Origin of the sequence: Actinomycetospora sp. (genome assembly GCF_036497245.1) — a bacterium.
Classification (GTDB): Bacteria; Actinomycetota; Actinomycetes; order Mycobacteriales; family Pseudonocardiaceae; genus Actinomycetospora.
In genome coordinates this window covers 1-9,847 of the sequence record NZ_DASXJS010000017.1, presented here as the reverse complement: position 1 = coordinate 9,847, position 9,847 = coordinate 1, and the positions used below count along the sequence as shown (strand labels likewise).

Here is a 9,847-nt window from a genome sequence, read left to right as displayed (position 1 = left end):
CGGTCGAGGCCCATCATCCGTTGCAGGAACCGCGCCTTCTGGCGCTTGACCTCGTCGGCCAGCGCCTCGTCCACGGCGGCGCCGAGCTCGCTCTCCGCCGGTGGCGTCTGGTCGTCGCCGCTGCTGCTGTCGTCGGGCATGGGCCCTCCCCGGGATGGCCGTACCCGTCCAGGGTAGGTGGCTCGAGCACTGAGCGTCGGCCGTCGGAGCTCGTCGGCCGTCGGAGCTCGTCGGCCGTCACGGCACCCCTCGACGACGCCGGGCCCGACGAGTCGTCGCCATGGCGCCGGTCGAGTGCCACGCTGGTACTCGCCCGGGAGGAACAGCCCTCCCCGCCGGAACGGGGCGCCATGCTCGCTCTCATCATCGTCGCCGCACTGGTCATCTGGCTCCTGCTCGCGATCCTCGGCTTCGTCGTGAAAGGCCTGTTCTGGCTCGCGGTGATCGGGATCGTGCTGTTCCTCGTCACCGTCGGGTTCGGCGCGGTCAAGCGCTCCTCGCTGCGGCGATAGCCCCCACGCCGATTGCCCCTGGTCTCCCTGGGGTAATCGGCCTAGTGAATGCGTCCGATCGCGCTAGCGTTGGGCCTTTCACCATCGCCGACAGACGACGAGCGGGAGACTGAGATGGCCGGCAAGTTCGAGGTGTACGAGGACAGGTCCGGGAAGTACCGGTTCCGCCTCAAGGCCGGGAACGGCGAGATCGTCGCGCAGGGCGAGGCGTACGAGAGCAAGTCGGCCGCCCAGAAGGGCTGCGAGTCGGTCCAGAAGGCCGCGGACGGCGCCCAGGTCGTGGAGGTCTAGACCTCCCACGTCGGTGAGCCGGCGACCGGTCGATCCGGTCGCCGGCCGCCGGGGCCGGTCAGGGGACGGTCAGGCTCTCCGGCGATAGGTGGCGAGGACGACGTCCACCGCGTGGTCGACGGTCGCGTCGATCTCCGCCGTCGGGAGCGCCCGGGGTCGGAACATCCCTTCGTCCAAGGCTCGCCCGAGCAGCAGGAACGCGAAGTCCGCCGCGGCCCGTCCGGGGTCGTCGACGCGCAGCAGGCGCCGGGTGTCCAGCCCGGCGAACAGCACGCCGAGCGCCGCGAGCACCCGCGCGGGCCCTCGTTCGTAGTAGGCCGCCGCGAGCTCCGGGTACCGGGTGGCCTCACTGATCACCAAGCGGCGCAGCGCCAGGACCTGCGGGGTCATGACGACCGCGAGATAGCGCCGGGCGAGGGCCCGCAGCGCCGCGTCCAGCTCGGTGGGCCCCGAGACCCCGTGCATCGTGTCCGGCAGGTCGGCCGCGAAGGCCTCGGCGGTGGCGGTCACGCCGAGGACGATCTCCTCGAACAGGCGCTGCTTGTCGCCGAACTGGTTGTAGACGGTCTGCTTGGACACCGCGGCCGCTGACGCGATCTGCTCGGTGCTCGTCGCCTGGTAGCCCTGCCGCAGGAACAGATCCGTCGCCGCCCGGGCGATCGCCGCCCGTCGTCCGCCGGTGTCGCGCCGGGCCGGGCCGTCGTCGCGACCCCGCGGGTGCGGGCTGATCCGCAGCAGCAGCCCGTCGTCGGACGGCGGGGGAAGCGCCGCGGACCCCGCCATCGCACCGTCCTCCGCTCGCGAATCTGGACCATAGAGTACCCAACCTAGTACTCTACGGTCCATGAACGGTACCGATGAGTCCAGTCAGCGTGGTACCGCCCGGTCCACCGCGCCCGGCGCCGTGGCGACCGGCCCGTCCGGGAGCCCCCTGGTGGGCCGGGGCGACGCCGACCGCACCGCGGCGATCACCCGCTCCCTGCTCGGCTACGGCCTCGTCGCGGGACCCGTCTACGTCGTCGTGGGCCTGACCCAGGCCTTCACGCGCGACGGCTTCGCCCCGGCCCGTCACGACCTGAGCCTGCTCGCGAACGGGCCGCTGGGCTGGATCCAGATCGCGAACTTCGTGGTGTCCGGCCTCATGACGGTGGCCGCGGCGGTCGGCATGTCACGGGCGTTGCGGGTGCTCGGGGGAGGCCCCGGCACGGTGTGGGGTCCCCGCCTCGTCGGCCTCTACGGCGCCGGGCTCGTCGCCGCGGGCGTGTTCGTGGCGGACCCGATGAACGGATTCCCGGCCGGAACCCCCGACGGGCCTCCGACCACCCTCACCGTCGGCGGCGTCGGCCACCTCGTGGCGGGGGGCATCGGCTTCCTGGGCCTGATCGCCGGCGCGCTCGTGCTTGCCCGCCACTACGCCGCGCTCCGGCAGTCCCGCACGGCCTGGTTCTCCCGGATCACGGGGGTGCTCTTCCTGGTGGCCTTCCTCGGTGTCGCCAGTGGGTCGGCGAACCCGGCGGTCGTGCTCGGGTTCTGGGTCGCGGTGATCCTGGCGTGGACGTGGCTCGCGGTCGTCTCGCTCGACCTCTACCGCCGCACGCCATTGCTCACGCCCGCGGGCTGAGGACGCTGGCGCGTCGCCCGGCCGGACGCCACGATGTCCTCCGTGACGACGACGCCGGGTCCGGTGGCCGATCTCGAGCGCGCGCTGGGGGCCGCGACGACGATCGTGGACGGCGTCCCCGAGGACCGTCACGACGCGCCCTCACCGTGTGGGGGCTGGACGGTCGCCGACGTCGTCGAGCACGTGATCACCGGCAACCACGGCGTGGCCGCCGCCCTCGACCCCGCCCTCGCCGGGACCACCGACGACGACTCCCTCGCCGGCCGCTTCCGGGACTCCTCGGCACGCGCGGTCACCGCGTTCGCTGCCCCGGGGGCACTCTCGGGCACCGTCACCGTGCCGTTCGGGACCGTGCCCGTGCCGGTCGCCCTGGGACTCCGGACGGTCGAGGCCCTGGTGCACGGATGGGACGTGGCGGTGGCCTCCGGCCAGGACCCGGCCGCGTTCCCCGAGGACCTCGCGCAGGCCGGGATCGCGTTCACCGAGTCGATGTTCGCGACCGCCGACCGCACCCGGCTGCCGTTCGCACCCGCCGTGCCCGTCGACGCGACGGCGCCGGCGATCGACCGGCTCGCGGGCCTGCTCGGGCGCACCGACCCCCGTCGCTGAGGCGCGCCCGGCCCGCTACGCCCCCGAGGTCGAGACGGCCGCCCGACGCCGCAGCAGGAGCAGGTAGCCGCTGAGCATCGCCGTGAGCACCAGTCCCATGAGCACCACCGACACCCCGATGCCGACGACTCCCGCGACAGCGGCGCACACCAGCACCCCGACGACGGCGAACGCGACGTAGCCGACCGCGAGCGAGCCGGGCGCCCAGGTCAGGCGCCGCAGCGCCGTCAGCACGATCAGCACCAGCGCCATCGGGATCGCCACCGAGAACGCGGCGGTCGTCGCCGAGACGTGCGAGACATGCTCCTCGGCGTCCACCGCCACCTCGAGGCCCGCGCCCACCGCGGCGATGCCGCCGAACACCACGTAGTGCCCGTAGCCCCACAGGAACGCGACCCGCGCCGACCTCAGGCCCTCGTCGTCACCGGCCAGGAAGTAGATCCACCAGAGCCCGACGACGACGAGCAGCCCCCCGACCCCGAGGAGCAGCAGGGAGATCGAGAACCCGCGCTCCGAGAGCGCAGGCCCGAAGGCGCCGGTGATCCCGAGGATCACCTCGCCGAGCACGATGAGGGTCAGCAGCCCGTAGCGCTCGGCGATGTGCTCGGGGTGCCAGGGCGTGCCCTTCTCGGCGTCGACCTCGCGGGACTCCGCGAACGGCGAGAGCGAGACCTCCAGGGCGACCAGCACGACGAACCCGATGACCCCCCACGGCACCGGGACGAACACGAGCCCGATCCAGAGCAGCTGGATGACGGTGAGCCCGGCGGCGTAGGTACGGGTCACCGGGGCGCGCGCCGGATCGCCGTGGGCGGCGCGCAACCAGAGCGTGATCATGGCGACCCGCATGATCGTGTAGCCCAGCACGACGGTGCCGATGTCGAAGCGCTCGAACGCGGCGGGCACCCCGACCGCGAGCACGAGGACGCCGGCCATCTGGAGCACGGTGAGCACGCGATAGAGCGCGTCGTCGCAGTCGTACGCCGAGGCGAACCAGGTGAAGTTCATCCAGGCCCACCAGATCGCGAAGAACACGACGAGGTAGCCGAACACGCCGGCGGCGATGTGGGCCTCGCTGATCGCATGGTGCAGCTCGGCCGCGGCGCTGGAGATGGCCACGACGAACGTGAGGTCGAACAGGAGCTCCAGCGGCGACGCCGTGCGGTGCTCCTCGTGCGGGTCCCGGGCCGTCATCGGGCGGTACCACTGGGTGCGCGGGCTGGTCACGCCAGTGATCCTCCCGGTTCCGGGCGGGCGGAGCGACGGGAACGTGCCGGATGTCGGAGTCTCAGCGCGAGGGGGCCCGGACCACGTCGTCGGGCCCCACGGGGTCGGGCACCGGCCGGTCGCCGCCCTCGAGCACGGCCCGGACGCGGTCGGCCAGGCACGCGGCGGCCGCGCGGTAGAAGCGGCGCTGGGTGACCCGCCCGAACACCGAGAACCCCACCGCCAGCACCGGGTTGGTGATCGCGGCGCGGGAGGAGACGCCGGTGATGACGAACTCCACCCGGCCCGTCGTGGTGTTCTTGACCACCTCGTAGACCAGGCGGCCGCGCTCCAGGTGGTGCTCCAGGGTCCGGTAGCTCCAGCCCCAGACCCGCTCCCGCGCGCCGTCGGCGCGCTCGCGGGTCTCGTCGATCTCGGCGTCGACCCGCACGCCCATGGGCAGGCGCAGCACGAGGAAGCGTCCCTCGAGGAGCATGTCCCGCCCGACCAGCGGCGCCCGCGAGTGGAAGATCGCGGACATGATGTGGCGGTCGGAGAACTCGTAGTCGCGGACCAGCCCGCAGGCGATCTCCCACGGCCCGCCCGGCTCGGGGTCCCCCGGGTCCTCGACGGCGAGGGTGTGCCGGAGCCGGTCGTGGTGCCAGCCGCGCCCGCCGGAGGTCTCCGGGTCGTAGTTGAGCGCGAGGCCCGCGATCTCGGCGAGGCCGGCCGCCGGGTCGGAGACCGGGGAGAGCCGCCAGGTCCGCATCGCACTCCCTCCAGCAGGCCGATGATCGCGCCGCATCGTCGCAGCCCCGCCATTCGCCCGCCCGCCGTGCCCCGGACTCCGCCGACCGACCGCCGCCGACTGCTCACCCGCGTCGTACACAGCTCTCAGCGCCCCCTCAGCCGTCCTCCGTAGCGTCCGGCGCCGATGACCGTGATCGAGGAGCGCCCGCGGTCGGCCGACGCAGCATCGCCGACCTCCTCCCCCGCCGCTCCGCACTCCGCCTCACCCGCCGCCCCGTCGGGTCGGCTGCTGCGCCCGGCCGCGTCCGGCGAGCGACGCCTGAGCTGGGACGTGATCCGCGTCCTCGCGGTGGTCAGCGTCGTCGTCCAGCACGCCACGTTCACCGCCCAGGGCGTCATGCCGTGGCTGGTTGCACCGCCGTTCACCTGGAGCGTCGAGGCGGGCGCGAACACGCTCATGGTCATCTCCGCGTACTTCGTCTGCGTGACGATCGCGAAGCGGCGGCCCGGCCGGTGGTGGTGGCAGCGGATCGCCCGCCTGGTCCCCGCCTACCTCGTCGCGGTCGTGATCACCTACGGCGCGACCCTCGTCGCGGCGGACTTCGGGTACTGGCGCCCGGGCGTGCGGGACCTCGTCGGGAACCTGCTGCTCGTCCAGAGCTTCGACCCCGCCGTGACCTACATGGACCACTCGTACTGGACGCTGCCGCTGCAGATCGGGGTGTTCACGCTCGCGGCGCTGGCCGTCGGCGTGCTCGGGCGCGACCTGTGGCGCCACCCGGCGGCCCTCCCGGTGCTGGCCTGGGCGGGGGTCGTCGCGCCGGTGCTGCTCGCCGAGTGCGCCACCGGCTGGCTGGCGACGCTGTCCGACGGGTTCGTCATGTGGCGCTGGCAGCTCTTCGCGATCGGGCTCGCGATGTGGCTGGCCAGCACCCGCCGCATCTCCCTCACCCACCTCGCCGCGCTCACCGCGGCCGGCGTGCTCGCCGAGGCGATCATCACCCCGGACGTGGACTCGGCGATCGTCCTGGCCCTGGCCGTCCTGCTCGTCGCCGCGGCGACGCTCGGCCCGGACTGGAACTTCCTGCGGGTGGGGCCGCTCCCGCGGATCATCGGATGGCTCGCCGGGATCTCCTACGGCGTGTACCTGGGCAACCAGCAGATCGGCTACTTCTTCGCGTGGCTCGCGCAGGACCGGCTCGGGATCACCGGCTGGAGCCGGATCGGCGGGGTGCTCCTGCTCGCGATCCTCCTCGGCTGGCTGCTCACCCGCCTCGTCGAGGCGCCGGCGCACCGGCTGCTCACCCGGTGGCCCCGGGGCAGGTCGACCCGTCAGCCGGGGAACGACGACGCGGCGTCGAGCAGCAGGTCGTTCTCGTCGGGCAGCCCGGCCGAGATCCGCACCCCGTCCGGGGAGAACGCGCGCACGACCACCTTGTGATCCAGCGCGTGCTCCGAGAAGGCCTGGGTGCGTTCGCGCAGCGGCAGCCACAGGAAGTTCGCCTGCGAGTCGGGCACCTCGTAGCCCATCCCGCGCAGCGCCGCCGCCATCCGCCCGAGCTCGGCGACCGCACCGCGCGCGTCGGCCAGCAGCTCGTCGAGGACGTCGAGCGCGGCCATCGCCGCCGCCTGCGCGGGCGAGGACACCGAGAACGGCACCGAGACGCTCTTGAGCGCGGACGCGAGGTCGGCCGGGCCGATCGCGTACCCGACCCGCAGGCCGGCGAGGCGGTGCGCCTTGGAGAACGTGCGCAGCACGACGACGTGCGGGTGGGCGTCGAGCAGCGTGAGCCCGTCGGGAACCTCGGGGTCGGAGACGAACTCGCGGTAGGCCTCGTCGAGCACCACGAGCACGTGGTCCGGGACGCGGGCGAGGAACGCCTCCAGGTCCGCGCGGCGGACCGCCGTGCCGGACGGGTTGTTCGGGTTGCAGACGAACACCACCCGGGTGCGATCGGTGATCGCGTCGGCCATCGCGTCCAGGTCGTGGACGTGGCCCGGGGTGAGCGGCACCGACACGGCGGTCGCGTGGCCGATCAGCGTCACGATCGGGTAGGCCTCGAACGAGCGCCAGGCGAACACCACCTCGTCGCCCGGCGAGCACACTGACGACACCAGCTGCTGGCACAGCGCCACCGACCCGCAGCCGACCGCGACCCGCTCCGCCGCGACGCCGTGGTGCTCGGCGAGGCGGCGGATCAGCGCGGAGACGGTGATGTCCGGGTACCGGTTGCCCGCGGCCACCGCCTCGGCGACCGCCGCCTGCACCGTCGGGTGCGGGGGGAGCGCGACCTCGTTGCTCGCCAGCTTGACCGCCCCCGCGACGGTGCGGCCCGCGACGTAGGCGGGCAGCGAGGACAGATCGGGGCGGAGCGGCGTCGGTGCGGTCACCCCACCACGGTAATCCGCAGGTCACGGTGGCCGTTGTTCGTCCGGCCGGTTCCCGACCTGCGGGACCCGACGTGGAAGGCTGGTGACCATGACGACCCGGACGGAGACGATCCCGCTCGTCGACGACACCGAGCTCGCGGTGACCGTCGGCGAGCCCGAGGCGGCGGTGCGGGGCGGGATCGTCGTGCTGCACTCCGCGCGCGGGGTCACCGAGCGCACCGAGCGCATCGTGGAGGGCCTGGCGGGCGAGGGCTGGCTCGCGGTCGCCCCGCACCTGTTCCACCGCGAAGGAGCGGCCCGGTACGACGACGCCGACTCGGTGTCGGAGGGTGCCGCCCGGGTCTCCGGCGCCTCGGTCCTCGCCGACTCGGACGCCTCGTTCGGCTGGCTCGCCGACCACGGGGTGCCGTCGGACCGCATGGGCGTCCTGGGCTTCGACCTCGGCGCGACGGCGGCGCTCGTGGTCGCCTCCCAGCGCGCGCTCGGGGCGGCCGTGACGGTCGCCGCGGCCGGCGTGGCGACGCCGCTCGCCGACGGGCTGCCCGCCCTGCTCGACGTCGTCGGCGAACTGACCTGCCCCTGGCTCGGGCTCTACGGCGAGACCGGGGACCCGATCGACCCCTCCGACGTCGACCGGCTCCGCGAGGCCGCTCACGCGTCCGGTGCCGTCGTCGACGTCGTGGTCTTCCCCGCGGCCGAGCACCGGTTCGACGCCGACGAGGCCGCCCCGGTACAGCCCGACCCGCTCGAGGAGCAGGGCGGCGAGGGGACCCGCACGGAGGCACGCAACCGCGTGCTCAACTGGTTCGACGCGCACTTGCGCTGACGCGCCCCGCGGGGCGCGTCAGCCCAGCCGGAGGACGTGGGTGTGACGACGACTCAGGACCGGCCCGAGGAGGGTGCGCTCCGGCAGGAGCGGCGTCGACGCGCACGCATCGCGCGGATGGTCGTCTGGGCGGCGCGTCTGGTCGGCCTGCTCACGATCGTCTCGATCTTCGCTCCCGCGGCGCGACGGCGGCTGGAGCCCGCGACCTGGTACGGGCTGCCGGTCGAGGCGTCGCTCGTGGGCACCGTCATCCTCGCGACGGCGGGTGTCGGGCTGATGCTCCTGGCCACGGGCCTGCGGCGGCGCAAGCGGCGGGCCTGGCAGCTCGCGGTCCTGATGTGCGCGGTGATCATCGCGTCGCACGCCCTCGGACGCCACCCGATCCCGCCGCTCGTGGTGGCCGCCGTCCTCCTGATCGGCCTGCTGCTCACCCGCCGCGAGTTCGACGCCGTGCCCGACCCCGTGGGCCGGTTCGCCGCGCTCCGCCTGGTGCTCCAGCTGCTGGCGGCCGGGCTGGTCATCGTGACGGCGATGCTGGTCCTCGTGCGGCCGACGTTCCTGGTCGGTCGGCCTTCGATCGGGGAGAAGCTCTCGCACGCGGCGCTCTCGCTGATCGGGGTCGAGGGCCCCGTCGAGTTCCGGCTCGGCTGGTACGACGACCTGACGGCCGCCGTCGGGCTCAGCTTCGGCGTCGGGGCGCTCGTGCTCGGCGGGTACTTCCTGCTGCGATCGGCCGAGCCACGCCCCCAGCTCTCGCCCGACGACGTCACCGGCATCCGCGGGCTGCTCGAGCGCCACGGGGCCGCGGACTCGCTGGGCTACTTCGCGCTGCGCCGCGACAAGTCGGTGGTGTTCTCGTCGTCGGGGAAGGCCGCGGTGGCCTACCGGATCGTGGCGGGCGTCGCCCTGGCGTCCGGCGACCCGCTCGGCGACGTCGAGGCGTGGCCGGGGGCGATCGAGGAGTTCGTGGCGGTGTGCCGGCGCCACGGGTGGGTGCCCGCCGTGCTCGGGTGCTCCGAGACCGGCGCCCGCGTCTGGTCCCGGGAGGCCGGACTCGACGCGCTCGAGCTCGGCGACGAGGCCATCGTCGACGTGGCCACGTTCTCACTGCAGGGCCGCGCGATGCGCACCGTGCGGCAGGCTGTCTCGCGCATCAAGCGCGCCGGGTACGAGACCTCGGTCCGGCGGCTGCGCGACGTGGGAGAGGACGAGCTCGCGACGCTGCGGGCGTGCGTGGAACGCTGGCGTGGCGGGCCCGACGAGCGCGGGTTCTCCATGGCGCTCTCCCGCGCCGCCGACGCCGAGGCCGACCCGGAGGCGGTCGTCGTCGTGGCCACGGAGGACGAGGTCCCGAAGGGCCTCCTGCAGTTCGTGCCGTGGGGCACCGAGGGGCTCTCGCTCGACCTCATGATCCGCGACCCCGCGGTCACCGAGAACGGGCTGAACGAGCTGCTGATCACCGACCTGCTCGGGGCATGCCGAGGCCTCGACGTGGCCCGGGTGTCGCTGAACTTCGCGGTGTTCCGCTCCGCACTGGAACGGGGCGAGCGCATCGGCGCCGGTCCGGTGGCGCGGCTCTGGGCACGCCTGCTGCGGATCGCCTCGCGGTGGTGGCAGATCGAGACCCTCTACCGGTTCAAC

At 73.8% G+C, this 9,847-nt stretch carries 11 protein-coding genes; 7 read left to right on the top strand and 4 right to left on the bottom strand.

Going from position 1 to position 9,847, the window contains the following annotated elements; translation table 11 throughout:
* The first annotated feature begins 350 nt into the window (after window positions 1-350).
* Both VGI02_RS02620 and VGI02_RS02615 read left to right on the top strand, forming a co-directional pair.
* Window positions 351-512 (top strand): hypothetical protein, encoded by a 162-nt coding sequence (locus tag VGI02_RS02620; RefSeq protein WP_331625693.1) that lies wholly within the window; start codon window positions 351-353, stop codon window positions 510-512.
* A 114-nt stretch (window positions 513-626) separates the two neighbouring features.
* Window positions 627-803: a YegP family protein gene (locus tag VGI02_RS02615; RefSeq protein ID WP_331625692.1), complete on the top strand. Its 177-nt coding sequence runs from the start codon at window positions 627-629 to the stop codon at window positions 801-803.
* A 69-nt stretch (window positions 804-872) separates the two neighbouring features.
* Here the strand turns inward: VGI02_RS02615 and VGI02_RS02610 are convergent, their stop codons facing one another.
* Window positions 873-1,586, bottom strand: a complete 714-nt coding sequence (locus VGI02_RS02610; RefSeq protein ID WP_331625691.1) for a TetR/AcrR family transcriptional regulator — start codon at window positions 1,584-1,586, stop codon at window positions 873-875.
* 61 nt (window positions 1,587-1,647) lie between these two features.
* Between VGI02_RS02610 and VGI02_RS02605 the strand changes: the two genes are divergently transcribed.
* The gene (locus VGI02_RS02605; protein ID WP_331625690.1) at window positions 1,648-2,424 is read left to right on the top strand and encodes a DUF998 domain-containing protein; all 777 of its coding nucleotides are present in this window, start codon (window positions 1,648-1,650) and stop codon (window positions 2,422-2,424) included.
* Between the two features lie 42 nt (window positions 2,425-2,466).
* On the top strand, window positions 2,467-3,033 hold the full coding sequence (locus tag VGI02_RS02600; RefSeq protein ID WP_331625689.1) for a TIGR03086 family metal-binding protein: 567 nt from the start codon (window positions 2,467-2,469) through the stop codon (window positions 3,031-3,033).
* Between the two features lie 15 nt (window positions 3,034-3,048).
* Here the strand turns inward: VGI02_RS02600 and VGI02_RS02595 are convergent, their stop codons facing one another.
* Together VGI02_RS02595 and VGI02_RS02590 are read right to left on the bottom strand one after the other, a co-directional pair.
* Window positions 3,049-4,260: a low temperature requirement protein A gene (locus tag VGI02_RS02595; RefSeq protein WP_331625687.1), complete on the bottom strand. Its 1,212-nt coding sequence runs from the start codon at window positions 4,258-4,260 to the stop codon at window positions 3,049-3,051.
* A 61-nt stretch (window positions 4,261-4,321) separates the two neighbouring features.
* A complete protein-coding gene (locus VGI02_RS02590) occupies window positions 4,322-5,008 on the bottom strand; it encodes a DUF1990 family protein (protein ID WP_331625686.1) in 687 nt (228 codons plus the stop codon).
* A 165-nt stretch (window positions 5,009-5,173) separates the two neighbouring features.
* Here VGI02_RS02590 and VGI02_RS02585 point away from each other — a divergent pair, with 165 nt between their 5' ends.
* Window positions 5,174-6,430: an acyltransferase family protein gene (locus VGI02_RS02585; protein ID WP_331625685.1), complete on the top strand. Its 1,257-nt coding sequence runs from the start codon at window positions 5,174-5,176 to the stop codon at window positions 6,428-6,430.
* Here the strand turns inward: VGI02_RS02585 and hisC are convergent.
* Complete coding sequence (gene hisC, locus VGI02_RS02580) at window positions 6,322-7,380, bottom strand: histidinol-phosphate transaminase (RefSeq protein ID WP_331625684.1); 1,059 nt, start codon at window positions 7,378-7,380, stop codon at window positions 6,322-6,324. The two genes, VGI02_RS02585 and hisC, sit on opposite strands and share 109 nt — an antisense overlap.
* Window positions 7,381-7,468: 88 nt before the next feature.
* Between hisC and VGI02_RS02575 the strand changes: the two genes are divergently transcribed.
* Together VGI02_RS02575 and VGI02_RS02570 are read left to right on the top strand one after the other, a co-directional pair.
* Window positions 7,469-8,206, top strand: coding sequence for a dienelactone hydrolase family protein (locus VGI02_RS02575; protein ID WP_331625683.1), 738 nt, complete (start codon window positions 7,469-7,471; stop codon window positions 8,204-8,206).
* Between the two features lie 42 nt (window positions 8,207-8,248).
* Window positions 8,249-9,847, top strand: a 1,599-nt coding sequence (locus VGI02_RS02570) for a phosphatidylglycerol lysyltransferase domain-containing protein (protein ID WP_331625682.1), incomplete at its 3' end; no start/stop codon positions are given.